The sequence below is a fragment of the Streptomyces sp. NPDC001450 genome (assembly GCF_053597295.1).
Genome location: NZ_JBSFHY010000001.1, coordinates 1 through 25,437, shown reverse-complemented (window position 1 = coordinate 25,437; position 25,437 = coordinate 1). Strand labels below are relative to the sequence as shown.

Here is a 25,437-nt window from a genome sequence, read left to right as displayed (position 1 = left end):
GTGCGGACGTTAACCGTTCCTGGAGACTGAGTGGAAGTGGGTCCTACGGGGCGAGGCACGCGCACGGCGGGGGAGCCGATGGGCAGCGAGGTTCGACAGGACGACGACGGCGCCGGCTTGGCGGAGCTGCGGAAGAAGGCGCAGGACGCCGTCCGGGAGGCCCGGCGGCTGCTGGACCTCCCGGGGAGCCGGCAGCAGCCCGCCGAGGCGTTCGGGCCGGTGGTCGAGCGGCTGGCCGACGCGGAGGCCGCGCTGGCCGAGCGGAACGAGCGGGATTTCCTCCCCGTCGTCGTCATGCACCTGGGCTTCGTGCTCGGCGCGCGCAGCCTGAGCAGGGGCGAAAGCGCGTCGTCCGGCTCCAGCGAGCGGACGGAGGCGCTACGGCGCCTGCGGTGGGCGGACACGGGGCCGCTGGACAACCTGCTCGTGGTGCAGGCCCGCATGATGCTGCTCTTCCTGCTCGTGCCCTGGATGCTGCCCCGCGCCGACGGCACCCGCACCGCACTTCAGGAAGCGCTGCTCTCCGCCGCCGACGATCGGGTGCTGACCGAGTCGTTGCGCCGGGACATCACGGAGGCCCTGGAGGTGGTCGACCGCCTCGCCGCGGCCCCGCCCGACCCGGAGTTCCACAAGCGGACCGCGGAGATCAGGAGGGACCTCGAGCTGATACTCACCCCCGGCTGGGCTTCCCCCGGCACGACGGCGGAGACGGCGGTGGAGGAGACGGCGGTGGCGGGGGTGGCGGCCGGCGAAGCAGCCGCCCCGGGTGCGGCCGCCGCACCCGACAGCGCCCGGGACACCGATGACCCCGATGAGGCCATCGCGCCCGAGGACGCGCTGCTCGACGCCGTCCGCGGCCTGGTGGCCCTGGCCGGCGCACGCAGCACGCCGCAGTTCACCCGCGTGCTGGTCTGGCTGAACGCCGAGTTGAGCTCCAAAGGCGGCAGTCGAAAGGGCGGCGGCGCAGACCTGGTGGACCCGGAAGCCGCGGCGCTGCTGCGCCAGGCCGGCGCCGGCAGCGCGGCCGGCACCGACGGCATCCGCCGCGCCGCCGACCTGGTGCTGCGGGCGCTGCGCGCGTTACCACCGGACGCACCCGAGCGGGCCCGGGTCGCCAGGCTCCACGCCTACCTGCTCGTCCTGGTGGAGACCATGGAGCCCGGTTCGGTCGACTTCGGCACGGTGGAGCGGCCCGAGCCGGAACCGGACGACGGCAGCGACGATCGCCTCGCCGAGTGGCCGATCGGCCTCCCCGTGGAGCCCGGCCTGTTCGAGTATCTCGGCCGCCATCTGCGGGACTTCGTCTCCCACCTCGGCATTCGCGAGCGGCGCTCCGCAGCCATGTACGACCGGTTGCTCGCCTACCGAACCGGCGATCCCGGCTACCTGGAGGACGCCGCCACCCTGCTCAAGGAGGCGCTCGACGCGAGCCCCGCGGACTCGTGGTGGGCCACGGCCCTGCGGGTGGAGCTGGCCGAGGTCGTGGAATCCGCCGCCTCGCGCGGCAACAGCCTCCACGACGCCGACGTCTCCCTGGCCGCCATGCGCGGGCTGGGCGCCAGCCTGGAACGCGAGGGCTCCCTGCCGCCCGACGCACCGTTGGCCCTCGACTTCGTGCTCTTTCTCGCCGACGGCGAGCTGCGGCACGCGGAGCGCACCGCAGACCACGAGGCGCTGCCGCGCCTGAGCGAGGAACTCCGTGGCCGGCACGCCGCCCTGCCGGCGGACAGCGAGTGGCGCGGCAAGGTGGCCGAGCGGTTGGGATGGCTCGACAAACTGCGTGCGGACACGCGGTCGGCCACTGAACGCGAGGCGCCCGGAGCGGCCGAGGCGGCAGACCCTGCCGACGAGCGAGCGGCCTTGGAACGCGACGTCGCCGAGATCCGCCGGGCGCTCGACCGGCCGGAGGCCTATCACGGGCAGGAGTACGACCTGCGCGCCCAACTCGGTCTGCGGCTGCAGGGCGCCGTTGTGCGTGGTGAGAAGGACCCGGCGCTGCTGGACGAGGCCATCACCCAGCTGACCCGCGTCCGCCAACTGCTCGCCGAAGGGCGTGGCGCGACCCGGCGCGTGGACGTCCTGAAGATTCTCGCCGAGGCCCACGTCATGCGCTCCGCCCGGCGCGGCCCGCAGGCCGCCGAGGACCTGCTGGCGTTCGTGCGGATCACCCGTGAGGCGCTGGCCGAACTGGCCGCCGAGGTCCTGCTCCAACTCGGCGCCGACCACGGTCTGTCGGCGGCCCTCAACGGTGCCCTGCTGACGCGGAGGCTGGCGTTCGTCGACTTCCGTCTCAGCCGGCCGGCCGACGCGGTGGCCGATCTGGAGATGGGGCGAGCCCTGGTGCTGCAGGCCGCCTTTGCCGCCCGAAGCATCCCCGACCTACTGGACGACGCCGGCCGGCCCGCCCTGGCCCGGCAGTGGCGCGCCCAGGTCCCCACGGACCCGCTGCGGTCCCGGGCCGGCGCCGCACCGCCCTCGTCGGCCGACGGCCCGCCGATCCCGAGCGCGCTGCGGCGCAGGGCATTGTCCGTGCTGGGCGTCCGCCCCGGTGCCGGGGAAGGGTCGGGCACCCGGCAGTTGGTGGGCGCCGCGGACGTGGCCCAGTTGACGGACGGTCTCGCCGCCACGGGCACGGACGCCCTGGTCTATCTGGTGCCCGGTGCCCCCGTGCCCAACGGCCCATGGCTCGGCCACGCGCTGATCCTGCGCCCGGGCGCAGGCCCCTTCATCCTTCCCCTGCCGGAGTTGAAGGCCCCGGGCAGCCCGCCGCTGGAGCGCTACCTCGACGCCGCGGCGGGACGCTCCCGGGCGCTCGCCGACCCGGACCTGCACTCTTCGTGGCGAGCCGCCTGGGAGGGACATTGGCAGGCAGCGCTGGGCGACCTGTGCGACTGGGCCTGGAAGGCGGTCATGGGCCCGGTGCTCGCGGCCGTACGCCCGCTGTCGGCGGCCCTGGGGCCGTACGCCCGGCTACCGAGGATCGTGCTGGTGCCCTGCGGCCAGCTCGGTGTAGTGCCGTGGCACGCCGCGCGCATCCGGGGTCTCGGCGAGCACGGTCACCGGTACGCCTGCCAGGAGGCCGTGTTCAGCTACGCCCCGTCCGGCACCCATTTCCTCGCCGCGGGCGCCCGTCGGCGCATGCCTCCCACCGCCGGGCGGCAGGTGCTCGTCGCCGACCCGGAGCTGACCCTCCCATGGGCCGAGGTGGAGACGGCGGCGCTGCGGGCCGGCTGCTACCCCGAGGCGCTCCGGTACGGCGAGTTCGTCACCACGGACGAGGTGCCGGACGCCGCGGGCACGCCGGATGAGCTGCTCGCCGTGCTGCCCGGCGGCGCGTCACCGGCGTCCGTGGTCCACCTGTCCTGCCACGCCGTCGCCGCGCCGCGCCCGACCGACTCCGCGCTGTGGCTGGCCGGCCCGCCCGGCGCGGGCGAGGACGCCGGCCGGCTCACCGTGGCCGGCATCCTCGACGGCGCGTACGGCCGCCGGCCGGACACCGCGGGCCCGCTGGTCGTGCTCAGCGCCTGCGAGACCGACCTGAGCACGCGCCACCACGACGAGGCACTGACCCTCGCCACCGCGCTGGTCACGGGCGGCGCCGCTGACGTGGTGGGGTCCCGCTGGGCCGTGCACGACAGTGCCACCGCCGTGATGATGGCCGTCTTCCACCACCACCTCACCGCCGCCGGGCTGGCCCCGCCCGACGCGCTGCGCGCGGCCCAGTTGTGGATGCTCAACCCGCACCGCAAGGTTCCGCGATCCCTCGACGGCCTCCTCCGCCGCGAGGCCACCCGCCCCGACCTCCACCGCCTGCAGCACTGGGCCGCCTTCACCCACCAGGGCAACCCGGCGTCCGCGGCGACGGGGTGAGGGCGGCTCGCCTCGCGTCAACCGGTGGCGATGCCCCGCAGGGCGGCCAGGGTCTCCTTCGGGTTCCATGCTCTTCCGCGGCCTCTGACCAGCGGATAGCACGCCAGCCCGATCAGTACGGACAGGAAGTGCCCGAAGTCGGTGAAGGTGCGGCTGGTGGCGAGCGGGACCGTGTAGATCGCGAGCAGGACCACCAGGTACAGGTACCGCCAGGGCGCCGCGATCCGGTAGGTGAGCACCGCCATCACCCCCGCCAGGGCGTAACTCACGCCGATGTCCAGGGTGTTGACCGCGGAGTGCGGGGCCATGCCGTCGTGGATCGCCTTCAGCAGGGCCAGCTCGCTGATCAGGGTGGCGAACACGTGGGCGGCCACGCACACCGCGAGCCAGCGCAGGGTGCCGAGCCAGCGTTCGGCCTGGGCGTGGAAGACGGTGTACAGGACGGCGTACGGCAGCCAGCGCCCGCCGTCGATCCACATCGCGCTGGTGATCAGCACCCGTACCGGGTTCTGCGACAGTTCGTGGATGTTGGTCGACCGCTGCCGCAGGAAGTCCTCCTCGAAGTCCGGCGACATGTGGTGCAGGGCGACGGTGGTGACGAACAGGATCAGCAGCCAGACATAGGTGCCCGGGGCGCTGCGGACGTAGGCCGCGACCGCCCGGAGCCCACGCCGAAATCGGATGACCCGGTTCACGCACGTCAGTATGGCCGGGCGAGCTGAGGATGTGATTCACCATGAGGCAGGTCTCCGCCCGGCCTGGGGCGGCTCGACGAGACGGCAGGCCGCTGGAAGACGTACAGCCGGAGACCGGGCGGGAGCTGCGCGGCTGCTGACACGCCGCCGGATGGCCTATCCGGCCACCACGGGATTAAACGGTCATACCGTACGCGATATGAAGAGATGTCACATCGCATATCTCGCCTGCACAGTGGCCCTCGTCGGCGCGGGACTGGGCGCGGCTCCCGCCGCGGCCGCCCACAAGACCCTGCTGGTCCACCCGGGCGAGTCCATCCAGAAGGCGGTGGACGCCGCGCGGGCCGGAGACACCGTGCTCGTGCTCGGCGGCACCTACCACGAGAGCGTCAAGATCATGACGCCCCGGCTGACCCTGCGGGGTGTGGGCCCCGGGACGGTGATCAAGCCCGTCAACAAGAAGACCTCGACGAAGGCCGCCAACAGCTGCGCCGGGAACGGCAACGGCATCTGCGTGGTGGGCACCAAGACCAAGAACGTCGAGGGCGTCACCGTCGAGGACCTGGCCGTGACCGGCTTCAGCCGGACCGGCGTGTTCGGCATGGCGACGGACACCATGACCGTCCGCCGGGTGTACGCCTACAAGAACGGCGTGTGGGGCATCGCCCAGGAGCGGTCCGTGCACGGGCAGCTCCTGTACAACTACGCGCACGACAACGGCGACGCGGGCCTGTTCCTCGCCAACACCATCACGGAGGAGGCGGGCGCCTACGACGCCGGTCAGACGCTGGTCGCGCGCAACCGCCTGGTGGGCAACCGGATCGGCGTCACCGCCCGCAGGCTGCGCAACCTCACCGTCGCGGAGAACTACGTCACCGGCAACTGCGTCGGGGTGTTCGTCGTCGGCGACGAGAACAAGCCCAAGGCCGGCGCCCTGGAAGTGGCCTCCAACCACGTCGTCAGGAACAACAAGTCCTGCCCGAAGACCGAGCGGCTGCCCGCCCTCCAGGGTTCCGGCATCGTCCTGACCGGTACCGAGCAGGTCTCGGTCACCGGGAACCTGGTCACCGACCACTCGGGCAAGTCCCCGCTGTCGGGCGGCATCGTGCTGTTCAAGAGCTTCGTGGGCGCCACCGGCGACAAGAACCGGGTCAGCGACAACATGCTCGCGAACAACTCCCCGGCGGACCTGGTCAACACCGACACCGGCAAGGGCAACGCCTTCCAGCACAACTCCTGCCGGGCCTCCAAGCCCGCGGGCCTGTGCTGACCGCACGCGCACTGCCCCTGCTGGACCGACGAAGGCCGAAGAAAGAGAGGGCGGCACATGACATCCGCTGAAACAGCCCCACCGCCACCCATGCGGCTGCGCGAACTCGTGTTCGGCGCGGCCTGTGCCGCCGCTGTCCGGGCGGCCGCCCGGCTGGGCGTCGCCGACGCCCTCGACAGCGCGCCGATGGCCGTCGAGGACCTCGCCGCCGCGGTGAAGACCGAACCGAAGCCGCTGCGCCGGCTGCTGCGCGCCCTGTCCTGCTACGGCGTCTTCGCCGAGCAGCCGGACGGCACGTTCGCACACACCGAGACGTCCCGGCTGCTGCGCGAGGACGACCCGAACAGCCTGCGCGCCATCGCCCTGTGGTGCACCGAACCGTGGACCTGGGACGCCTGGCCCAAGCTGGACGAGGCGGTGCGCACCGGCAGGAACGTCGTGGAGGACCTCTACGGCAAGGAGTTCTTCACCTACCTCAACGAGGACGCCCCCGAGTCCGCGGACGTCTTCAACCGCGCGATGACCCGCTCCAGCGAGCAGTCGGCACGCGAGGTGGCGGCCCTGCTGGACCTGTCCGGCAGCAGGTCCGTCGCGGACGTCGGCGGCGGCCAGGGGCACGTGGTGGCGTGTCTGCTGGACAAGTACCCGGAGATGCGGGGCAGCCTGCTCGACCTGCCCCGGGTGGTGGACAACGCCCTGCCGCGGCTGCGTGAGGGCGGCGATCTCGCACACCGCACGCGGATCGTGCCCGGCGACGTCCGGGAGGCGATCCCGGTCCAGGCCGACGTCTACATCATCAAGAACATCCTGGAGTGGGACGACGAGAGCACGGCCCGGACGCTGCGCAACGTCGTCGAGGCGGGCGGCCCCGGCACCCGGGTCGTCGTCATCGAGAACCTGGTGGACGACACCCCCTCGATGCGCTTCAGCACCGGCATGGACCTGCTGCTGCTCCTCAACGTCGGCGGGGCCAAGCACACCACCGACTCCATGGTCAGCAGGCTGACCTCGGCGGGCCTCAAGGTGGAGGACATCCGGCCGGTCAACCCGTATCTGCACGCGTTCGACTGCCACGTGCCCGGGTGACGGGGCACCCGGACACGGAGAACGCGGCGGACACGAAGGACACAGAACACCGGCCGCCGGGCCCGCGACGCTGCGGGCCCGGCGGCCGGTGGCCGTCCGGACGGGCCGTACGGCTCAGTCGCGCTCCCAGACGTAGAAGCGCTGCGCCATCGCGTCCTTGGGGGACCTCCAGGTCTCCGGGTCGTACGCGCTGACGTACGCCTGCAGGCGCTCGCTGACGTCACGGAACTCGGGGTGGTTCGTCACCTTGGCGATGGCCGGTCCCGGCTCGCGCTCGGACTCGATGAGGTGCATGTACACATCGCCGAACTGGAAGAGGCTGCGCCGCACCACACCGACGAGGTGGGGCAGCTCTCCACGGTCGGACTCCTCGAACACCTTGGCGATGTCGGGTGCGGAGCCCGGGGCCATCCGGGCGACGATCAGGGCCTGGTGCATGGGGTCTGCTCCTCCTTCCGGTTCAGTCGGCCAGGGCCGGTGCGGGCCGGTGTCCGGCGGCGGCCTTCTCGATCTTGTCCCGGATGAGGGCCATCTGGACCTTGGAGTTCCGGTTGATGTTGTCGGTCATCCACTCGTCGTCGACCGGGGCGTCGGGCTTCATCGCGAAGTCCTGCGTCCAGACCATCCGGGTGCCGGCCGGGACCTCCTCGTACGCCCAGTGGATGTCCATGTGGGCGAAGGGGCCGGTCTCGACGCGGCGGGCCTTCACGGTGAGGGTGTCGCGGTCGGGCTCGCGCTCGGAGACCCAGCTCCAGACGGTGCCGTTGTCGTCCGGGTGCATGGTCAGCCGGAACGTCGTCTTCTTCCCCTCCCGGGAGAGGACCTCGACGGACGCGTACTCGCTGAACAGCTGGGGCCAGCGCTCCAGGTCGTTGGTCATGTCCCAGACCAGGTCCAGCGGCGCGGCGATGGTGATCTCGTTCTGCGTGTGTCCTGCCATGTCAGGCTCCTGCCATCAGAGTGCTGTTGACCAGGTCGAGGAACTGCCGGGGCGTCTTGCAGCGCTCCGCGTCCGGCGGCATCGGGGTGCCGTGCCGGTTCTCCAGCTCGCCGACGATGCCGAGCAGGCCGAGCGAGTCGACGCCGAGGGCGTCGAAGCCGGACTCGCCCTGCTCCAGCAGCATCTCCGGGGCCACGGTGACCCCGGCGGCCTGCTTCATCAGCGCGGCCAGTTCTTCCACGGTGATCTGTGCGGACATGCGATTACCTCCTGTGCTGCTAGGCGTTGACGGCGCCGTGCCGGAGCACGAGCGCCGAGTTCGACCCCATGAGTCCGCGGCTCAGCACCAGCGCCGTCCGCAGCTCGGCCACGCGGGCACGGCCGGTCACGAGGTCGAGGTCGTGGCAGACGTCGAAGACGTTCGGCGTCGGCGGGATCAGTCCGTGCTCCATCGCGAGCACGGCCGCCGCGGTGTCCAGCACGGGCGCCGCGCAGTAACCCCGGCCGATGCCGGTCTTCGGCGCCGTGACCGGCACCCGGGCGCCGTGCGCGCCGAGGGCGTCGGCGAGCGCGAGCGCCTCGGCCCGGTCCGCCTCCGGCACCCCGAGGGCGTCGGCGAAGACGACGTCGACCTCCTCGGGCGCACAGCCGGCCTCGTCCAGGGCCTGCCGGATGGCGTGGGCCAGGCCGTCCTGGGACTCGGCCCAGCGGGAGGCACCGGTGAAGGTGGCCGCATGCCCGGCGACGAAGGCCCGGATGTCCGCGCCGCGCTCGCGGGCGGACCGCTCCGCCTCGACCACGAGCATGGCGCCGCCCTCCGCCGGCACGAAGCCGCAGGCGGCGTCCGTGAACGGGCGGTAGGCCCGGGCCGGGTCCTCCTCACGGCTCAGCTCCTCGTAACCGAGCTGGCAGACCATCGAATACGGCGCCAGCGGCGCCTCGGTGGAGCCGGCCACGATCACGTCGGTGCCGCGCCGCACCGCCCGCGCCGCGTGCGCGAGGGCGTCCAGACCGCCGGCCTCGTCGGAGGCGACGACCGAGCAGGGGCCCTTGAACTTGCGGCGGATGGAGATCTGGCCCGTGCTCGCGGCGTAGAACCAGGCGATGGACTGGTACGGGCCGACGAACCGGCTGCCCTTGCCCCACAGCTGCTGGAGCTCGCGCTGGCCGAACTCACCGCCGCCGGACCCGGCGGCGGTGACCACACCGATGGAGTACGGCTCCTCGGAGGTGTCGGCCTGCCCAAGCCGGGCGTCGTCCAGCGCGAAGTCGGCCGCGGCCATGGCGAAGTGCGTGAACCGGTCGGTCTGGACGAGGAACCGCTCCTCGATCGTCACCGCCGGATCGAAGGCGCGGACCTCGCCGGCCACCTTCATCGGAAGGTGCTCGCAGCCCTCGCGGGTGATCCGGTCGAGGACGCTGAGACCTCCCTGGGCGGCCTTCCAGAAGGTGTCGGTGCTGGTGCCGTTGGGCGCGACCACCCCGATGCCGGTGACGGCCGCGCGCCGGTCATGCGGTTCGCTCATCTTGTCCTCTCCCTAGTCCGGTCCCTCGTCCGGGTCAGGACCACCGCGGACTGGAAGCCTCCGAACCCGCTGCCCACGGACAGGACGCTGGTCAGCTTCCGTTCGCGGGCGACGCGCGGGACGTAGTCCAGGTCGCACTCGGGGTCGGGGGTCTCGTAGTTCGCGGTAGGGGGTATGACCTGCTTGGCCAGCGCCAGCACACACGCGACCACCTCGATCGCCCCGATCGCCCCGAGGGAGTGCCCCACCATCGACTTGATGGAGCTCATGGGGGTGTCGTAGGCGTGGTGGCCGAGCGCCCGCTTCACGGCCGCCGTCTCGTGGCGGTCGTTCTGCCGGGTGCCGGAGCCGTGCGCGTTGACGTAGTCGATCGCCGTGGGGTCGAGCCGGGCGTGGTCGAGCGCGGTGTCGATCGCCCGGGCCATCTCCAGGCCCTCGCTGGTCAGTCCGGTCATGTGGTAGGCGTTGCCGAAGGTGGCGTAGCCGCCCAGCTCGCAGTACACGTGCGCGCCACGGGCCCGCGCGTGTTCCAGCTCCTCCAGGACGAGCACCGCACCGCCCTCGCCCATGACGAACCCGTCACGGTTGTTGTCGAAGGGCCGGGAGGCGTGCGCCGGGTCGTCGTTGTTCGGGGACGTGGCCTTGATCGCGTCGAAGCACGCCATGGTGATCGGGGAGATCGGCGAGTCCGACGCGCCCGCTATGCAGATGTCGGCCCGGCCCTCCTCGACGGTGTGGAAGGCGTACCCGACCGCGTCCAGGCCTGAGGTGCAGCCGGTGGAGACGGTCTGCACCGGACCTTGGGCGCCGAAACGTTCTGCCACCGCCGAGGCGACCGTGCTCGGCGAGAACGCCCGGTGCAGATGCGGCTCCGCCTCCCGGTCGTCGACGTCCCAGCGCTGCCCGCGGTGGCTGACCAGGACGTAGTCGTGCTCCAGGCGGGTGGTGCCACCGACCGCGGTGCCCACCGACACCCCGACCCGCCAGGGATCCTCCCGGGCCAGGTCGAGACCCGAGTCCCGGACCGCCTCCGCCCCGGCGACCAGGGCGAACTGGATGTACCGGTCCGCCCGGACGACCTGGTCCGCGTCCAGGCCGTGCGCCGCCGGGTCGAAGTCGCACTCGGCCGCGATCCGCGACCTGAGCCCCGAGGGGTCGAAGAAGGTTATGCCCCGCGTCGCGGTCCGGCCGTCGGCAAGCAGATCCCAGAATGCCGGTACGCCGATGCCGCCCGGAGCAACGATGCCTATGCCAGTGACCGCCACGCGCCGGGTCATGACCGAACCCGACCCCGGTCGGCCGCGTGCGCGGCACCCGCCTCGGTGACCACCGCGGCGGCCCCGATGACCTCCGTCTCCTCGGTGTCGACATGACCCAGCTGCGGCCTGGGGGCCAGCGGACCGAGGTGGAAGACGATCCGCGCCTCCACCTTGCCGACGTTGCGGAAACGGTGCCGCATGTGGGCCGGGATCATCAGACCCTGCTCGGGCTGCAGCGCGTGCGGCTCACCGTCCAGGTCCACCTCCAGCTGCCCGCAGACGACGTAGACGAACTCCTCGGAGTACGGGTGGTAGTGCTCCCCGATGCGGTCACCGGGCTGCACGATGGCCACGCCCATGAAGCCGCTGGTGGAGCCGACCGTGGCAGGGGTGAGCATGGCGCGCAGGTCGCCACCTCGCCGGACGTTGGGCTCGACCTCACTGAGGTCCACGATTTTCGGACGGGGTTTGATGGACAACGTTGCCTCCGTTGGATGTGCTGCGTCGGCGCTTGGCGGTGGGGGGACCCGGCCGCCGGATCAGGCGCCCGGCGAGCGGCGGTCGGTGATCAGGTCCATACGAGCGACCTCGGCGTCGAGCAGCTCCCGCACCTCGGCGGCCACCCGGGACTCCCGCGGCAGCACCTCGGCCTCCTGGTCGCCGCGCGCGTCGACCAGGCGCACCACCACGTCGTCCCGCTGGAAGACCGTGCTGCGCAGCACCGGGCTCGCCGGGTCGTCCGCGGCCACCGAGTCGGCCTTGGCGATCAGCTCGGCCAGCCGCATCCCGCGGCCGGGCCGGGCCGGGTAGTACAGGGCCTGCCGCCTGCCCTCCGACTGGTCCTCCGTGCTCACGTGGTGCACGGCCGGCAGCGCCGCCCGGGTGAAGAACATCCGGGCCGAGTCCTGGTCGCCCAGGTCCCGGTCCTGCTCCAGGTACGGGTTGATCGCCTCCTCGACGGCCCGCACCTCCGGCTGCCGGGCGACGTGCCGGAGCGCCGCGAGCAGGTCGCCGCGCACCTCGATGGCCCGCACCACCCGGTTGCCGTGCATGAACAGCGAGGTCCGGCACAGCCGCGTCGTGTCGTCCACCCGGGCCTCGGGCGAGGCGTAGTCGGCGAGGATCTTCGCGACCTTCTTCTCGCTGCCCGGCTTGACCGTGAAGGTCAGCGCGTGCCGGATCACCCCGTCGCCGATGCGCGGGTGCGCCTGCAGCCGACGCTCCGCCGACTGCGCCTGCCCGGCGCCGACGGTCTCACGCACGATGTGGAAGCGCAGCGACCGGGTGTCCCGGACGCAGCTGTGCAGCGGCTGCACCATCCGCACGTGCTCCTCGCTGTTCACCCAGGTGAGGAACGGCGGGGCACTCTCCCACTCACTTGTGATGAGCCATTGGGAGGGATTCTCGATGGACTGGCACAGTTGGTCGCTGACATGGCCGGGAACCGACGCAACCTGGTTGCACAGCTGCTCGTACGCCTCGAGGAACTGCTGCTGTGCGCCGTCGTAGACGTCGACCAGGAGGACGACCCGGAGCCGGGAGCCGTCGAACACGGACTGGGAGACACGCTTCGAGGCCTCGCGTGTCAGCTTCTCTGAAAGACGTTCAGACGTCGTGGTCATCCTGCACACATCTCCTTCGCGGGGCAGAGGCGTCGCCGGCCGCGAGTGACGCGACGGCAGCGTTCCTTGATCCTGTGCCGGTCCCCACCACCCCGCGACTCGTATGAACCACGTGGGTGATTGGGCACGCGGAGCGGGCGCCACCGGGCAAGAGAACTCACAGGCGCCCCACACGCGCACCCCTGCCTCTGGAGGCTTCGATGCATCAAAAAGCCGACCACCGGGTCCCCGTCCTCATCGTGGGCGGCTCTCTGGTGGGCCTGTCCATGTCCGTGTTCCTGGGCCGTCTCGGTGTGCGGCACATGCTCGTCGAGCGGCACTCCGGGACCTCGGTCCACCCGCGCGGACGCGGCAACAACGTGCGGACGATGGAACTGTTCCGGGTGGCCGGCGTCGAGCCGGACATCAAGGCGGCGGCCTCACTCCTCGCCGAGAACCACGGCATCCTGCAGACGCCGACCCTCGTCGGGGACGCCGGCGAATGGCTGTTCAAGCACATCGACCCGGGCGGCGGACTCGCGAGGTTCAGCCCCACCAGCTGGTGCCTGTGCAGCCAGAACGACCTCGAACCGGTCCTGCTGGACAACGCCCGGGAACTCGGCGGCGACCTGCGCTACCACCACCAGATGGAGTCCTTCGAGCAGGACGCCTACGGAGTGACGGCGGTGATCCGCGACCGCGCCACCGAGGAGCGCTGCACCGTCCACGCCGACTACCTGATCGCCGCCGACGGCCCGCGCAGCCCGGTCCGCACCGCGCTGGGCATCGGCCAGACGGGCCCCGGCGACCTCTTCGCGAACGTCAGCGTCACCTTCCGCTCCGCCGGCCTGGCCGAGGTGGTCGGCGACCGCCGCTTCATCTGCTGCTACCTCACCCACCCGGACGCCGACGGCGCCCTCCTGCCCGTCGACAACAAGGAACGCTGGGTCTTCCACGCCCCCTGGCACCCCGAGCGCGGAGAAACACTGGAGGAGTTCACCGAGGAACGCCTCCAGCGCCACATCCGCCGGGCGGTGGGCGTGCCCGACCTCGACGTGGAAATCACCGGAAAGGCGTCCTGGCGTGCCGCCGAACGGGTCGCCGACCGCTACGCCTCCGGCCGGGTCTTCCTCGCCGGCGACTCCGCCCACGAGATGTCCCCGACCGGTGCCTTCGGCTCCAACACCGGCATCCAGGACGCCCACAACCTGGCGTGGAAGCTGGCCGCCGTCCTGGCCGGCTGGGCCGGCCCCGGCCTGCTCGACTCGTACGACGCCGAGCGCCGCCCGGTCGCCCTCGCCACCAGCGCCCGCGCCTCCGCCCGTTCGGTCGAGCACAGCCACCCCGGCTTCGCCCCCGCCCCCGGCATCGGCGGCGGCAAGCGCGGCGGCATCCTCAACGTCGTCCTCGGCTACCACTACCCGCACGGCGCCGCCCTCGGCACCGACCCCGAGCGGCCGGTCGTCCCCGACGCCCTGGACCTGACCGGCCGGCCCGGCACCCGCGCCCCCCACCTCTGGCTGCGCCGCGCCGGCACCCGCATGTCCACCCTCGACCTGTACGAACACTCCCTGGTCCTGCTCGCCGACGCCCCGGACGACGCGGGCTGGCACGCGGCGGCCCGCCGCATCGCCGACACGGACGGCGTACGGCTCGACGCCTACCGGATCGGCCCGGGCGCCGACGCGGACCTGACGTACGACGCCGAGGGCACCGACTGGGCCCAGGCCCACGGCACCACCGCCGACGGCGCGGTCCTGGTACGGCCGGACGGGTTCGTGGCGTGGCGGGCGACGGGCGCTGTACCGGACCCCGAGGCGGAGCTGCGAAAGGTCCTGCGGACCCTGCTCCACACGGCCTGACCTGCACAGACGACGAAGGCCACCGGCACGGTGAGGTGCGGGTGGCCTTGGCCCTGCCGAGCCCCCTGTCGGATTCGAACCGACGACCTTCGCTTTACAAGAGCGGCGCTCTGACCAGCTGAGCTAAGGAGGCGTGCGCTTGCGCGCCCGTGCAGTGTACCCAGGTCCGGGGTGGCCCTTGTCGAAAATTCCCGCGAAGTTCACAGTCGCCCGGGTGCTGACAGACGAGTGAACGCCAGGTACCGTCCTGAGCCAGTTCACTCGCGTGGACTACATCCACCACCTTCCTACAACGGATCGTCCGGCACGTTCCTGCCGGTAGAAGGGGGCCCATTCACCATGGCCACTGTCACGTTCGACAAGGCGACCCGGATCTACCCGGGTTCCACCAAGCCCGCCGTCGACGGTCTCGACATCGCGATCGAGGACGGCGAGTTCCTCGTTCTGGTCGGCCCGTCGGGCTGCGGAAAGTCCACCTCGCTCCGGATGCTCGCGGGGCTCGAGGACGTCAACGGCGGCGCCATCCGCATCGGTGACCGCGACGTCACGCACCTGCCGCCCAAGGACCGGGACATCGCCATGGTGTTCCAGAACTACGCGCTCTACCCGCACATGTCGGTCGCCGACAACATGGGCTTCGCGCTCAAGATCGCCGGCGTCAACAAGGCGGAGATCCGGCAGAAGGTCGAGGAGGCCGCGAAGATCCTCGACCTCACCGAGTACCTGGACCGCAAGCCGAAGGCGCTCTCCGGCGGTCAGCGCCAGCGTGTCGCCATGGGCCGCGCCATCGTCCGTGAGCCGCAGGTCTTCCTCATGGACGAGCCGCTGTCCAACCTGGACGCCAAGCTCCGCGTCTCGACCCGTACGCAGATCGCGTCCCTGCAGCGCCGCCTCGGCATCACCACCGTCTACGTCACCCACGACCAGGTCGAGGCCATGACGATGGGCGACCGGGTGGCCGTGCTCAAGGACGGCCTCCTCCAGCAGGTCGACTCGCCGCGCAACATGTACGACAAGCCCGCCAACCTCTTCGTCGCCGGCTTCATCGGCTCCCCCGCCATGAACCTGGTCGAGGTCCCGATCACCGACGGCGGCGTGAAGTTCGGCAACAGCGTCGTCCCCGTCAACCGGGACGCCCTGAAGGCCGCCGCCGACAGGGGTGACCGCACGGTGACCGTCGGTGTCCGGCCCGAGCACTTCGACGTGGTCGAGCTGGGTGGCGGTGCCGCCGCCTCCCTGTCCAAGGACACCGAGGACGCCCCGGCCGGTCTCGCCGTCTCCGTGAACGTCGTCGAGGAGCTGGGCGCCGACGGCTACGTCTACGGCACCGCCGAGGTCGGCGGCGAGGTCAAGGACCTGGTCGTCCGTGTGGGCGGCCGCCAGGTGCCGGAGAAGGGCGCCACCCTGCACGTCGTACCTCGTCCGGGTGAGACCCACGTGTTCTCCACCTCGACGGGCGAGCGTCTCTCCGACTGACCGTCCTGAGCAGGGCGTTTTCACGCAGGTTGACGAGCAGGGCCCCGCGGACCCCCGCGGGGCCCTGCTCATTGCCGCGAAATACCCCGGCACAGCGATCATTTCGGGCACCGCACGTCAACCCATTACCCAGAAAGTGGCACCACTGCATCCCCCATAGGGGTGACTAAATGTCGCCAAATCATTACCGGGCGCTACCCTCACACGCGTGAAGCACTCCACCATCCCTCAGACGCGACGCGGCCATCGGGGCGGCCCTGCCCGCCGGATCGGCCGCACGCTCGCCCTCGTCCTGCCCGTCGTCCTGGTGCTCTCCGGAACCCTCGCGGTCACCCGGGTCAACTGGACGGGAAGCCCCTCCGGCTCGGTGCTCACCGCCTCGGACGTCTCCCCTGCGGAGGTCTCCACGAAGGCGGTCTCCCGCGCCCCGCAGGACGTCCTCCGCGACCAGCTGATGACCGAGCTGCAGGACAAGAACCCGGGCGTGGTCCTCACCCACCTCCAGCAGGCCGTGAACGGGCACCCCGCGCTGGCGAAGCACTGCACCTCCATCGCCCGTGCCCTGGGCAGGGCGGCGGTGCGCATCTACGGCGCCTCGCGCGCCCAGTCCTACGCCCGCCCGGTCTGCGACACCGCCTTCGCCACCGGGGTCCTGGCCGGGCGCAGCTGAGTGCAGGTTGGGAACTCGGTAACGGCTCCTTAAGGAGCAGGTTGCGGTCGGAATTCCGGCCGGGGCGCCACGTACAGTTCGGGGCATGACCCATCCGAGCGCCGCGTTGCGCCCCACTCAAGCCGTCGTCCTGGCCGGTGGCCAGGGCTCACGGCTGCGTCCCTACACCGACGACCGGCCCAAGCCGATGGTCGAGATCCCCGGAACGGGCACTCCGATCATCGGCCACCAGTTGGCCTGGCTCGCCGAGGAGGGCGTGACGGACGTGGTGGTCTCCTGCGGCCACCTCGCCGAGGTCCTGCAGAAGTGGCTGGACTCGGCCGACCTGCCCGTCTCCGTCACCACCGTCGTCGAGACGGAGCCCCTCGGCCGTGGCGGCGGCCTCAAGTACGCCGCCGCGCACCTCCCCCACCCCGACCGGCCCTGGTACGCCACCAACGGCGACATCTGGACCCGCTTCTCCCTGCGGGACATGGCCGACTTCCACACCGAGCGGGACGCTGTCGCCACGCTGGCGCTGGCCCGGCCTCGGATTCCCTGGGGTGCGGTGAAGACCGACGGGTTCGGCCACATCACCGACTTCATCGAGGCACCGCCGTCGCCGTTCGAGATCAACGCGGGTGTGTACGTGTTCTCACCGGAGTTCGGGGAGATGCTGCCCGAGCGGGGTGATCACGAGCGGACGACGTTTCCTCGGCTGGCCCGGGAGCGGAAGCTGTTCGGGTTCCCCATTCCGCAGGGTGCCTACTGGCGGGCTATTGACACGGCCAAGGATCTGACGGAGGCGGCCAAGGAACTGGCGGCTTTGGGGCGGTAGCCGAGTGCGGGTGCGTTGTGGCTGGTCGCGCCCACGCGGCGGAGCCGCACATCGATACAGCCACGCGCCCCTGAGGTAACGCCCCTCCGCACAGCAAAGAGCCCCGTACCTTCGCGGTACGGGGCCCCTTGCTGTCTTGCCGGGCTAGTCCAGGATGCCGCCCACCAGGCCCGGCTGGCCGGAGGAGGTGGTGCCGCCTGAGGTGCCGGTGCCGCCTGTGGAGGTGCTGCCGCCCGTTGACGTGCCGCCCGTGGTGGTCGGGCCCGCCGTGGTGCTGGGGGCACCGCCCGTCGGGGAGGACTGGCGGGGCGGGACCTGACCCGTGGTGCCCTGGGTCTGGGTGGGCGTCGTGGTGGTCGCGCCGGCGCTGTGGCTGGCGCCCGGGGTCGCGGCCGCCCCGGAGGGGCTCGCACCGGCCGTGGCGCCGCCCGTGGGCGAGGTGGAGACCGACGGGCTCGTCCGCTGCCGCTGCCTGGGCTCCTCGGGCAGCGGGGAGCCCGGCAGGTTGTTGCGCGGGGCGTCGCCGGGGCCGGGGACGACCACGCGGCTGGAGTCGCGTACGGCGCCGCCCAGCAGGGAGCCGACGAGCAGGGTGAGGCCGACGGTGACGGCCGTGATGAGAGAGCCGCGGCGCAGGACGTAGCGGCGCAGCTCCCAGATGTCGGAGCGGGGGCCGAGCCGGCGCCAGGCGCCGCCGGCGAGGCGGCCGTCGACGGAGTAGACGGGGGCGCCGGCGATGATCAACGGGGACCAGGCGGCGAGGTAGATGATGTCGGGGGTGTCGTAGACGGGGACCGTCTTCCAGCTGACGGTGACGATCAGGGCGGCGGAGAGCAGGGCGCCGACCACGGCGGCGACGCGCTGCCAGCAGCCGAGGATGGTCAGGACTCCCACGACCACCTGGAGGAAGGCGATGACCAGGCCGGAGCCGACCGGGTGGTGCAGGGCGAACTGGCGCAGGGGCTCGGCGACTTCCCAGGGGTGCAGGGTGTTGAGCCACTTGACCATGGAGCCGCGCTTGCCGCCGTCGAAGTAGACGGGGTCGCACAGCTTGCCCATGCCGGCGTAGATGGAGATGAAGCCGAGGAAGATGCGCAGGGGGAGCAGGACCACGCCGAGGTTCATCCGGCGGCCGGGGTAGTAGGCGTGCCGGGCCGGGTCGTCGCCGTGGCGCCTGGCGAGGCGTTCGCCCGCCCCGGCGCTCTCCTCGAAGTCGTCGAACTCGTCGTCGGCGTAGGCGGGTTCGTCGTAGGCGCTGCCGACCGTGCGCATGTGGGGCAGGAGCCGCGCGCCGTCCTCGGAGGCGGTGCGCTGGTGGCCGACGACGGGGGTCTGGACGGTCTGGTCGAGGGCGTCGTAGCCGTCGGTGTACCCGGTCCCGACGCGCGGGATGACCTGGGTGACGCCGGCCTCGACGGGCTCGTCGACGTGGCGGACGCTGCTGCCCCGCACGGCCTGGAGCAGCCGGTGGGCGCCGGTGTCGTCGGGGGCGGACTTGCCGCTCCACACGACGGGGCGGCGGCGGCCGGCCGCGGCGCCGACCCGGCCCGCCGCGCCCACGACCGGCATTCGGGCGGTGTCATGGGCGGCGCTCAGGCGCCCGGCGATCCGCGGGGATTGGCTGCGTTTCGCCGACGCGCCCAGCTGCACGCGGAAGCTGGCGTGATTGACGATGACCTGCGCCGGATCGCTCGGCACCTTCACCATGCTCAGCGCGGGAGCGTCGTCGAATCCCGACGAGCGGTCCCCCGTGGGTGTGCGGGGTGTTCTGGTGTCCACACTCATCTAACCGAGTGACGTGGAGTTAGGACACTGCTTTGACCGGGCGGATGTGTCCGGACCGCGTCAAAGCGGCCCGGAAAGCCATATGGACGCCTGAATTACCCCGTACGAGTGAGACGACGGACGCTTGTTCAGCCGCGTCGGCGAGCCGCCTCGTACAGGACGATTCCCGCCGCCACACCGGCGTTGAGCGACTCCGCACCACCCGGCATCGGGATCCGGACGCGGAAGTCGCAGGTTTCGCCGACCAGTCGGGACAGGCCTTTGCCCTCGCTGCCGACCACGATCACGACCGGGCCCGCGAGGGCCTCCAGTGCGCCGAGTTCGACCTCGCCGTCGGCGGCCAGGCCGACGACCGTGATGCCGGCCTTCTTGTAGGCCTCCAGGGCGCGGGTCAGGTTGGTGGCGCGGGCGACCGGCGTGCGGGCGGCCGTACCGGCGGAGGTCTTCCAGGCACCGGCGGTCATGCCGGCCGAGCGGCGCTCCGGGACGACGACGCCGTGGCCGCCGAAGGCGGAGACGGAGCGGACGACGGCGCCGAGGTTGCGCGGGTCGGTGACGCCGTCGAGCGCCACGATCAGCGGGTCCTCGCCCTCGTCGTAGGCGGCCTCGGTGAGGTCCTCCGGGTGCGCGTACTCGTACGGCGGAACCTGCAGGACCAGACCCTGGTGGTTCAGGCCGTTCGTCATGCGGTCCAGCTCGGGGCGCGGGGCCTCCATGAGGTTGATGCCGCCGCGCTCGGCGGCGAGCTGGAGGGCCTCGCGGACGCGCTCGTCGTTGTCGATGAACTGCTGGACGTAGAGGGTGGAGGCCGGTACGCCCTCGCGCAGCGCCTCGACGACCGGGTTGCGGCCGACGACCAGCTCGGAGGACGACTTGCCGCCGCCCCGGCGCTGCTGCGGACGGCCCTGGGCGCGGCGGGTCTTCGCGGCCGCGGCGCGCTGCTTGGCGTGGCCCTTGCGCATCTCGGCGGGCGGGGTCGGACCCTTGCCCTCCAGGCCCCGGCGCCGCTGGCCGCCACTGCCGACCTGCGCGCCCTTCTTGCCGGACATGCGGCGGTTGTTCGCGGCCATGAGTTACCTGTCTCCGTGAGCTTCGTACGTACGTCTTATGCAGTGTGCCGCCCGGAGGGCCGGGCGGCACAGTCGATCAAGCCGAGGGCTAGCGCGGGCCGAGGCTCCAGCGCGGGCCCTGCGGGCTGTCCTCGATGACCAGACCGGACTGGTTGAGCTGGTCGCGGATGGCGTCGGCGGTGCCCCAGTCCTTGCGGGCGCGGGCGGACTCGCGCTGGTCGAGGACGAGCCGGACGAGGCTGTCCACCACACCGTGCACGTTCTTGTTGAACATGGTCTCACCGCGGTCGGCGCCCTCGCCGGCCCACCGCGCGTCCAGCGGGTCGAGACCGAGGACACCGAGCATGGCCCGTACCTCGGCGAGCCGGGCCACGGCCGCTTCCTTGTCGTCGGCGGCCAGCGCGCTGTTGCCCTGCCGGACGGTGGTGTGCACGATCGCCAGGGCCTGCGGGACGCCCAGGTCGTCGTCCATCGCCTCGGCGAAGGCGGGCGGGACCTCGGTGGCCGGCTCGACCGTCTTCCCGGCCAGCTCGGTGACCCGCTGCATGAAGCCCTCGATCCGCGCGAACGCCGACTCGGCCTCGCGCAGCGCCTCCTCGCTGTACTCGATCATCGAGCGGTAGTGCGGGGTGCCGAGGTAGTAGCGCAGGACGATCGGGCGCCAGTGCTTGACCATCTCGCTCACGAGGACCGAGTTGCCGAGCGACTTCGACATCTTCTCGCCGCTCATGGTGACCCAGGCGTTGTGCACCCAGTACCGGGCGAAGTCGTCTCCGTAGGCCTTGGCCTGGGCGATCTCGTTCTCGTGGTGCGGGAAGATCAGGTCGAGGCCGCCGCCGTGGACGTCGAAGGCGGGGCCGAGGTACTTGTGCGCCATGGCGGAGCACTCCAGGTGCCAGCCGGGGCGCCCCCGCCCCCACGGCGTCTCCCAGTCGGGCTCGCCCGGCTTGGACGCCTTCCACATGGCGAAGTCGCGCGGGTCGCGCTTGCCGGTGATGCCCTCCTCGGCGGGCTGCCGCATCTCGTCCAGGTCCTGCTTGGACAGCTCCAGGTAGGAGGGCCAGGAACGGACGTCGAAGTAGACGCTGCCGTCGGCCTCGTAGGCGTGGCCGCGCTCGATGAGGGTGCGCATCATCTCGACCATCTCGGTCACGTGCCCGGTGGCACGAGGCTCGTAGGTCGGGGGGAGGCAGCCGAGGGCGTCGTAGCCGTCGTTGAAGGCGCGCTCGTTCTCGTACCCGATCGACCACCAGGGGCGGCCCTGGTCGGCGGCCTTGGCGATGATCTTGTCGTCGATGTCCGTGACGTTCCTGATGAACGTCACGTCGTAGCCGCGGTACTGGAACCAGCGGCGCATGATGTCGAAGTTGAGGTACGAGCGGACATGCCCGATGTGCGGTGCCGCCTGCACGGTGGCGCCACACAGGTAGATCGAGACACAACCCGGCTTGAGCGGGGTGAAGTCACGGATCTGCCGGGCGCTGGTGTCGTACAGGCGAATAGTCACCACTCCAGGGTAGTGGGCCCGGAGTGATGCCTCGTGCCGGTTGCCTCACATCATCCCGACGACCTTGCGCGGAGTGATCCGCACGACCACTCGCTCCGCGTCCTGCGCCGAAGCCGGATTGAACTCCGCGTACTCCTTGCCGGTGTACTTCATCGACAGTTCGTCGATCAGTTCCCTGCCGCCCTGGGTGGTCATCTCCGCGGTGCCCCGGATCTCGCCGTAGACGTAGGGCATCTCGGGGTCCTGGACGACGACGCTCACCCGGGGGTCGCGGTCGATGTTCTTCTTCTTGCGGCGGTCGACGGTCGTGGAGAACAGGATCTGGTCCCCGTCCCGCTTCACCCACACCGGGGACAGCTGCGGGCTGCCGTCGGGCTGGACCGTGCCGACCACGATGAAGACGGGACCGTCGAGCAGGGACCTGAGCCGGTCGGACAGGGTGGCAGGCATGGGTACCTCCTGGGTCAGCGGTGACTCTCCGGGTACCCTCGCACGCCCTCAGCCCACCCGCACCACGAGCGCCGTGGCCACCGCCATCAGCCCCTCCTCGCGGCCGGGGAAGCCGAGGCCGTCCGTCGTCGCGCCGGACACGGACACGGGCGCGCCCGCGGCCTCGGAAAGGATCTTCTGGGCCTCGTCGCGACGCTTGCCGATCTTCGGGCGGGGACCGACGACCTGGACGGCGATGTTGCCGACGACGAACCCGGCCTCGCGGACGATCCGGGCGGCCTCGGTCAGCAGGGTGACCCCGGAGGCGCCGGACCACTCGGGTCGCCCGGTGCCGAAGTGCTGGCCGAGGTCGCCGAGCCCGGCGGCGGAGAAGAGCGCGTTGCAGGCGGCGTGGGCGACGACGTCGGCGTCGGAGTGCCCGGCCAGGCCGGGACCCTCGCCCTCCCACTTCAGGCCGGCGCACCACAGCTCGCGGCCTTCCTCGAAGGCGTGGATGTCGGTGCCGATGCCGACCTGGGGGAGCACGGGCAGCCCACCCGGCGGCAGCCGGACATCAGATGCCTCAGAAGCCATCGTTCAGCCTCCTGCGGGCCAGGACCGCCTCGGCGAGGACGAGGTCGAGGGGACGGGTGACCTTGAAGGCCTCCTCGTGGCCGGGGACGGTGACGACCCCGAGGCCGAGCTGCTCGACCATGCTCGCGTCGTCGGTGACGTCCTCGGTGACGCTCTCGTGGGCGCGGACCAGGGTCTCCCGGTCGAAGCCCTGGGGCGTCTGCACGGCCCGCAGCCGGGCCCGCTCGGGCGTGGCCACGACCGGCTCGGGGTCGCCGGCGACGGCCGCGGGCTCGACCTCCTTGACGGTGTCGGCGAGCGGCAGCGCGGGGACCACGGCGGGGGCGCCGTCGCGCACGGCCTCGATGACCGCGTCCACGGTGTCGACGGGGACGAGCGGGCGGGCCGCGTCGTGGACGAGGACGACCCCGTACTCGGGCGGCAGGGCGTCGAGGCCGAGCCGGACCGACTCCTGGCGGCTGTCCCCGCCGGGGACGACGAGGAAGTCGGTGCGCTCGGGCAGCGCGTGCGCGTCGAGCAGGGACTTGACCTCGGCGGCGCCGTCGGGCGGGGCGACGACGATCACCAGGGAGACATGGCGGGACGCGGCGAGGGCGCGGACCGCGTGGATCAGCATCGGCGTGCCGTTCAGCGCGCGGAGCGCCTTGGGGGCGCCCGGGCCGAGCCGTACGCCCCGGCCGGCGGCGGGAATCACGGCTGCGACGGGAATCTGCGCGGGTGCGGGGCGCGAATCGTCAGACATCGGTTCCTGTCAGGTTTGTGTGCTCGACCCAGGTGGGTATGGCCTGGAGGAGTGCCGGGCGCGAAGCCTTGACCGGACCCTTCCGTGACCCTGGTCGAGCCATCTGCCCGGGCCCGGCACACCAAGTATCGGGGGGCTTCCCCCCGAGATGAACGACAGGTGGTCCGGCGGTCTCACGACGGCCGGATTCTTCCGGGGACCGGGGACGAACATGCCGCAGCGCCCGGCGACGGGATCAGTGTCATCGGGCACCGCGGCATTTCACTGTGCTGAACGGGCTGCGGGCAGCGGATGCCGCCGGTGGCGCGTCAGGAGGCGAGCACCTCGTCGAGCAGGGCCTCGGCCTTGTCCTCGTTCGTGTTCTCCGCGAGGGCGAGCTCGCTCACCAGGATCTGGCGAGCCTTGGCGAGCATGCGCTTCTCACCGGCGGAGAGACCGCGCTCGCGCTCGCGACGCCACAGGTCACGCACGACTTCCGCGACCTTGATGACATCGCCGGAGGCGAGCTTCTCCAGGTTTGCCTTGTAGCGACGGGACCAGTTCGTGGGCTCCTCGGCATACGGCGCACGCAGCACCTCGAAGACCCGGTCCAGCCCGTCCTGACCGACCACATCACGCACGCCCACGAACTCCGCATTGTCCGCTGGCACACGCACCGTCAGGTCACCCTGGGCGACCTTCAGCACCAAGTAGGTCTTGTCCACGCCTTTGATCTGGCGAGTTTCGATGGCCTCGATCAGCGCGGCCCCGTGATGGGGATAGACCACGGTGTCGCCAACCTTGAACGTCATGTGACAGGTACCCCTTCCGTGGCTATCCAGAGTAACACGGATACGGCGTCTTCTGAATGGCGTTTTCGCAGGTCAGGGCATATCTCGGGGCTTGACAACAGCAACAGGAACGTGCTTCGAAGGCGCTCGCCGGTCCGAGATGCATCAGGTATTCGCAGGTCGGAGCAGCTCTCCGGGCGAGGTGAAACGCATACGTTACAACCTCGCGGAGTCTCGCCCAAGAGGTTGAACATCCCGATTTGTCCACTTCCAAGCGTACGACTTCCGCTACTCCGTTCGGCCGCAGGAGCCGGGTGCGAGACGAATCCGGAATTGATCACGGGGGGCCGGATGGGCTCCGGATGATCAATATCCGAGGTGGCCGTGCATTCCTTCACGGAAAATTTTCGGACCGTGTTGCGGGGATGCGGACTGCGGTCTTGCGGGCGCGTTATGTGAATGGCGGACGAGCGCCTCGGCAAAGTGACTCATGAGTCACTTGTGGGCGGCGAGGTACCCCCACCCGGAGGGAAGCCCGGTGCCAGGGGGAGGGTCGGGTGCGGCCGCGCAGGAACGGCTCGGTAACCTAAGGCCGCTGACAGACACTTAGGGCGGCTTTATAAGGGGAGCCGCCCCTGCGTTCAAGGAGTTGCCGCCGCCGTGAGCAGCAGCCTTCGACGCGGCGCCCTCGCCGCCTCCGCCATCGCCTTCTCGATCGCCTCGCTCGCCGCCTGTGGCGCCGGCAACAACTCGCAGACCCTGCAGATCAAGCCGGACAACGCGGCGACCAGCGTCGGCGACATCATGATCCAGAACGCGGTGGTCATCACCCAGCCCGACCTGAAGGCGTCCGGCCCGGCCGTCATCGCCGCGACCGTCTTCAACAGGGGCAACACGAACCAGACCCTGCAGTCGATCTCCGTCCAGGGCAGCGGCGAGCCGGTCAAGCTGTCCGCCGCCAAGGGCCAGAGCCTGACCGTCCCGGCGCACGGCTCGCTGGTCATCGGCGGCAAGGACAACGCGTCCGCCGTGATCGCCAGCGGCCGTGAGGCGGTCCAGGACGGCAACGCGCAGAAGGTGACCTTCACCCTCAGCAAGACCGGTCCGGTGAACCTGCGGGCGTTCGTGGTCCCTGCCACCAGCTTCTTCAGCGGCTGGGGCCCGAGCGAGATCCCGACCGCCTCGGCGACCGCCACCGCCGCGCCGGGCTCGACCGCGTCCGGCAACGGCAAGCCGGGCAAGGGCGGCAAGTCCAGCCCGTCGGCGACCGCCACCGACACCGCGACCACGGGGGCGACCCCGAGCGACTCGGCGTCGCAGTCGTCCGCGAGCCACTGAGCAGCAGCCCGTACATACGAAGGGCGGCACCCCGGTGCGCGATCAAGGATGTGTTCAGCAACAGGATCGTGGGCTACTCCATCGACGCGCGGATGAAGTCCCGCCTGGCCGTCGCGGCCCTGGACAACGC

At 71.4% G+C, this 25,437-nt stretch carries 23 protein-coding genes and 1 tRNA gene; 8 read left to right on the top strand and 16 right to left on the bottom strand.

The features are described from left to right. Positions 1 to 78 precede the first annotated feature (78 nt). Positions 79 to 3,870, top strand: a complete 3,792-nt coding sequence (locus ACWC5O_RS00120) for a CHAT domain-containing protein (protein WP_450590842.1) — start codon at positions 79 to 81, stop codon at positions 3,868 to 3,870. Positions 3,871 to 3,887: 17 nt separating this feature from the next. Here the strand turns inward: ACWC5O_RS00120 and ACWC5O_RS00115 are convergent, their stop codons facing one another. Continuing rightward, positions 3,888 to 4,565, bottom strand: a complete 678-nt coding sequence (locus ACWC5O_RS00115; RefSeq protein WP_450590840.1) for a rhomboid-like protein — start codon at positions 4,563 to 4,565, stop codon at positions 3,888 to 3,890. 199 nt (positions 4,566 to 4,764) lie between these two features. Here ACWC5O_RS00115 and ACWC5O_RS00110 point away from each other — a divergent pair, with 199 nt between their 5' ends. Both ACWC5O_RS00110 and ACWC5O_RS00105 read left to right on the top strand, forming a co-directional pair. Further along, positions 4,765 to 5,835: a right-handed parallel beta-helix repeat-containing protein gene (locus ACWC5O_RS00110; protein WP_450590839.1), complete on the top strand. Its 1,071-nt coding sequence runs from the start codon at positions 4,765 to 4,767 to the stop codon at positions 5,833 to 5,835. Positions 5,836 to 5,892: 57 nt separating this feature from the next. Further along, a complete protein-coding gene (locus ACWC5O_RS00105; RefSeq protein ID WP_450590838.1) occupies positions 5,893 to 6,921 on the top strand; it encodes a methyltransferase in 1,029 nt (342 codons plus the stop codon). Between the two features lie 114 nt (positions 6,922 to 7,035). Here ACWC5O_RS00105 and ACWC5O_RS00100 read toward each other — a convergent pair whose 3' ends face one another. The 7 genes from ACWC5O_RS00100 to ACWC5O_RS00070 all read right to left on the bottom strand — a co-directional run bounded on the left by ACWC5O_RS00100 (position 7,036) and on the right by ACWC5O_RS00070 (position 12,268). Further along, positions 7,036 to 7,359 (bottom strand): TcmI family type II polyketide cyclase, encoded by a 324-nt coding sequence (locus ACWC5O_RS00100; protein WP_450590836.1) that lies wholly within the window; start codon positions 7,357 to 7,359, stop codon positions 7,036 to 7,038. A 22-nt stretch (positions 7,360 to 7,381) separates the two neighbouring features. Next, a complete protein-coding gene (locus ACWC5O_RS00095; RefSeq protein ID WP_450590835.1) occupies positions 7,382 to 7,861 on the bottom strand; it encodes an SRPBCC family protein in 480 nt (159 codons plus the stop codon). A gap of 1 nt (position 7,862) precedes the next feature. Beyond that, positions 7,863 to 8,120: an acyl carrier protein gene (locus ACWC5O_RS00090; RefSeq protein ID WP_450590834.1), complete on the bottom strand. Its 258-nt coding sequence runs from the start codon at positions 8,118 to 8,120 to the stop codon at positions 7,863 to 7,865. A 19-nt stretch (positions 8,121 to 8,139) separates the two neighbouring features. After that, a complete protein-coding gene (locus ACWC5O_RS00085) occupies positions 8,140 to 9,387 on the bottom strand; it encodes a ketosynthase chain-length factor (RefSeq protein ID WP_450590832.1) in 1,248 nt (415 codons plus the stop codon). Further along, a complete protein-coding gene (locus ACWC5O_RS00080) occupies positions 9,384 to 10,664 on the bottom strand; it encodes a beta-ketoacyl-[acyl-carrier-protein] synthase family protein (protein ID WP_450590831.1) in 1,281 nt (426 codons plus the stop codon). Before ACWC5O_RS00080 ends, ACWC5O_RS00085 begins: the two co-directional genes overlap by 4 nt. Continuing rightward, positions 10,661 to 11,098: a cupin domain-containing protein gene (locus ACWC5O_RS00075; protein WP_450590918.1), complete on the bottom strand. Its 438-nt coding sequence runs from the start codon at positions 11,096 to 11,098 to the stop codon at positions 10,661 to 10,663. Before ACWC5O_RS00075 ends, ACWC5O_RS00080 begins: the two co-directional genes overlap by 4 nt. An 87-nt stretch (positions 11,099 to 11,185) precedes the next feature. Further along, the gene (locus ACWC5O_RS00070) at positions 11,186 to 12,268 is read right to left on the bottom strand and encodes a SchA/CurD-like domain-containing protein (RefSeq protein ID WP_450590829.1); all 1,083 of its coding nucleotides are present in this window, start codon (positions 12,266 to 12,268) and stop codon (positions 11,186 to 11,188) included. A gap of 200 nt (positions 12,269 to 12,468) precedes the next feature. Here ACWC5O_RS00070 and ACWC5O_RS00065 point away from each other — a divergent pair, with 200 nt between their 5' ends. Next, positions 12,469 to 14,109: an FAD-dependent oxidoreductase gene (locus ACWC5O_RS00065; RefSeq protein WP_450590828.1), complete on the top strand. Its 1,641-nt coding sequence runs from the start codon at positions 12,469 to 12,471 to the stop codon at positions 14,107 to 14,109. Between the two features lie 59 nt (positions 14,110 to 14,168). Here ACWC5O_RS00065 and ACWC5O_RS00060 read toward each other — a convergent pair. Continuing rightward, positions 14,169 to 14,242 (bottom strand) — tRNA-Thr (locus ACWC5O_RS00060). A 206-nt stretch (positions 14,243 to 14,448) separates the two neighbouring features. Between ACWC5O_RS00060 and msiK the strand changes: the two genes are divergently transcribed. The 3 genes from msiK (at position 14,449) to ACWC5O_RS00045 (ending at position 17,072) form a co-directional block, all read left to right on the top strand. Then, positions 14,449 to 15,585: a diacetylchitobiose ABC transporter ATP-binding protein MsiK gene (gene msiK, locus ACWC5O_RS00055; protein ID WP_450590827.1), complete on the top strand. Its 1,137-nt coding sequence runs from the start codon at positions 14,449 to 14,451 to the stop codon at positions 15,583 to 15,585. 208 nt (positions 15,586 to 15,793) lie between these two features. Continuing rightward, the gene (locus ACWC5O_RS00050) at positions 15,794 to 16,255 is read left to right on the top strand and encodes a hypothetical protein (RefSeq protein WP_450590825.1); all 462 of its coding nucleotides are present in this window, start codon (positions 15,794 to 15,796) and stop codon (positions 16,253 to 16,255) included. 85 nt (positions 16,256 to 16,340) lie between these two features. Beyond that, positions 16,341 to 17,072: a nucleotidyltransferase family protein gene (locus ACWC5O_RS00045; protein ID WP_450590824.1), complete on the top strand. Its 732-nt coding sequence runs from the start codon at positions 16,341 to 16,343 to the stop codon at positions 17,070 to 17,072. Between the two features lie 144 nt (positions 17,073 to 17,216). Here ACWC5O_RS00045 and ACWC5O_RS00040 read toward each other — a convergent pair whose 3' ends face one another. The 7 genes from ACWC5O_RS00040 to ACWC5O_RS00010 form a co-directional block, all read right to left on the bottom strand. Further along, a complete protein-coding gene (locus ACWC5O_RS00040) occupies positions 17,217 to 18,857 on the bottom strand; it encodes a DoxX family protein (protein WP_450590822.1) in 1,641 nt (546 codons plus the stop codon). Positions 18,858 to 18,985: 128 nt separating this feature from the next. Then, positions 18,986 to 19,927, bottom strand: coding sequence for a 23S rRNA (guanosine(2251)-2'-O)-methyltransferase RlmB (gene rlmB, locus ACWC5O_RS00035; RefSeq protein ID WP_450590820.1), 942 nt, complete (start codon positions 19,925 to 19,927; stop codon positions 18,986 to 18,988). 88 nt (positions 19,928 to 20,015) lie between these two features. Beyond that, the gene (cysS, locus tag ACWC5O_RS00030) at positions 20,016 to 21,434 is read right to left on the bottom strand and encodes a cysteine--tRNA ligase (RefSeq protein ID WP_450590818.1); all 1,419 of its coding nucleotides are present in this window, start codon (positions 21,432 to 21,434) and stop codon (positions 20,016 to 20,018) included. Between the two features lie 45 nt (positions 21,435 to 21,479). Beyond that, positions 21,480 to 21,884 carry a PPOX class F420-dependent oxidoreductase gene (locus ACWC5O_RS00025; protein WP_450590816.1) on the bottom strand — a complete coding sequence of 135 codons (405 nt, stop codon included), beginning with the start codon at positions 21,882 to 21,884 and terminating at the stop codon, positions 21,480 to 21,482. Between the two features lie 48 nt (positions 21,885 to 21,932). Next, complete coding sequence (gene ispF / locus ACWC5O_RS00020; RefSeq protein WP_450590814.1) at positions 21,933 to 22,457, bottom strand: 2-C-methyl-D-erythritol 2,4-cyclodiphosphate synthase; 525 nt, start codon at positions 22,455 to 22,457, stop codon at positions 21,933 to 21,935. Then, on the bottom strand, positions 22,447 to 23,199 hold the full coding sequence (gene ispD, locus ACWC5O_RS00015) for a 2-C-methyl-D-erythritol 4-phosphate cytidylyltransferase (RefSeq protein WP_450590812.1): 753 nt from the start codon (positions 23,197 to 23,199) through the stop codon (positions 22,447 to 22,449). Before ispD ends, ispF begins: the two co-directional genes overlap by 11 nt. A 308-nt stretch (positions 23,200 to 23,507) precedes the next feature. Then, positions 23,508 to 23,990 carry a CarD family transcriptional regulator gene (locus ACWC5O_RS00010; RefSeq protein WP_003953493.1) on the bottom strand — a complete coding sequence of 161 codons (483 nt, stop codon included), beginning with the start codon at positions 23,988 to 23,990 and terminating at the stop codon, positions 23,508 to 23,510. Positions 23,991 to 24,629: 639 nt separating this feature from the next. Between ACWC5O_RS00010 and ACWC5O_RS00005 the strand changes: the two genes are divergently transcribed. Beyond that, positions 24,630 to 25,307: a DUF461 domain-containing protein gene (locus tag ACWC5O_RS00005; protein WP_450590810.1), complete on the top strand. Its 678-nt coding sequence runs from the start codon at positions 24,630 to 24,632 to the stop codon at positions 25,305 to 25,307. Positions 25,308 to 25,437: the final 130 nt, after the last annotated feature.

Coding starts and splice junctions, on each gene's coding strand:
- ACWC5O_RS00120 (WP_450590842.1), top strand. CDS start 79: ATGGGCAGCGAGGTTCGACAGGACGACGACGGCGCCGGCTTGGCGGAG.
- ACWC5O_RS00110 (WP_450590839.1), top strand. CDS start 4,765: ATGAAGAGATGTCACATCGCATATCTCGCCTGCACAGTGGCCCTCGTC.
- ACWC5O_RS00105 (WP_450590838.1), top strand. CDS start 5,893: ATGACATCCGCTGAAACAGCCCCACCGCCACCCATGCGGCTGCGCGAA.
- ACWC5O_RS00100 (WP_450590836.1), bottom strand. CDS start 7,359: ATGCACCAGGCCCTGATCGTCGCCCGGATGGCCCCGGGCTCCGCACCC.
- ACWC5O_RS00095 (WP_450590835.1), bottom strand. CDS start 7,861: ATGGCAGGACACACGCAGAACGAGATCACCATCGCCGCGCCGCTGGAC.
- ACWC5O_RS00090 (WP_450590834.1), bottom strand. CDS start 8,120: ATGTCCGCACAGATCACCGTGGAAGAACTGGCCGCGCTGATGAAGCAG.
- ACWC5O_RS00085 (WP_450590832.1), bottom strand. CDS start 9,387: ATGAGCGAACCGCATGACCGGCGCGCGGCCGTCACCGGCATCGGGGTG.
- ACWC5O_RS00080 (WP_450590831.1), bottom strand. CDS start 10,664: ATGACCCGGCGCGTGGCGGTCACTGGCATAGGCATCGTTGCTCCGGGC.
- ACWC5O_RS00070 (WP_450590829.1), bottom strand. CDS start 12,268: ATGACCACGACGTCTGAACGTCTTTCAGAGAAGCTGACACGCGAGGCC.
- ACWC5O_RS00065 (WP_450590828.1), top strand. CDS start 12,469: ATGCATCAAAAAGCCGACCACCGGGTCCCCGTCCTCATCGTGGGCGGC.
- msiK (WP_450590827.1), top strand. CDS start 14,449: ATGGCCACTGTCACGTTCGACAAGGCGACCCGGATCTACCCGGGTTCC.
- ACWC5O_RS00045 (WP_450590824.1), top strand. CDS start 16,341: ATGACCCATCCGAGCGCCGCGTTGCGCCCCACTCAAGCCGTCGTCCTG.
- ACWC5O_RS00040 (WP_450590822.1), bottom strand. CDS start 18,857: ATGAGTGTGGACACCAGAACACCCCGCACACCCACGGGGGACCGCTCG.
- rlmB (WP_450590820.1), bottom strand. CDS start 19,927: ATGGCCGCGAACAACCGCCGCATGTCCGGCAAGAAGGGCGCGCAGGTC.
- ACWC5O_RS00025 (WP_450590816.1), bottom strand. CDS start 21,884: ATGCCTGCCACCCTGTCCGACCGGCTCAGGTCCCTGCTCGACGGTCCC.
- ispF (WP_450590814.1), bottom strand. CDS start 22,457: ATGGCTTCTGAGGCATCTGATGTCCGGCTGCCGCCGGGTGGGCTGCCC.
- ispD (WP_450590812.1), bottom strand. CDS start 23,199: ATGTCTGACGATTCGCGCCCCGCACCCGCGCAGATTCCCGTCGCAGCC.
- ACWC5O_RS00010 (WP_003953493.1), bottom strand. CDS start 23,990: ATGACGTTCAAGGTTGGCGACACCGTGGTCTATCCCCATCACGGGGCC.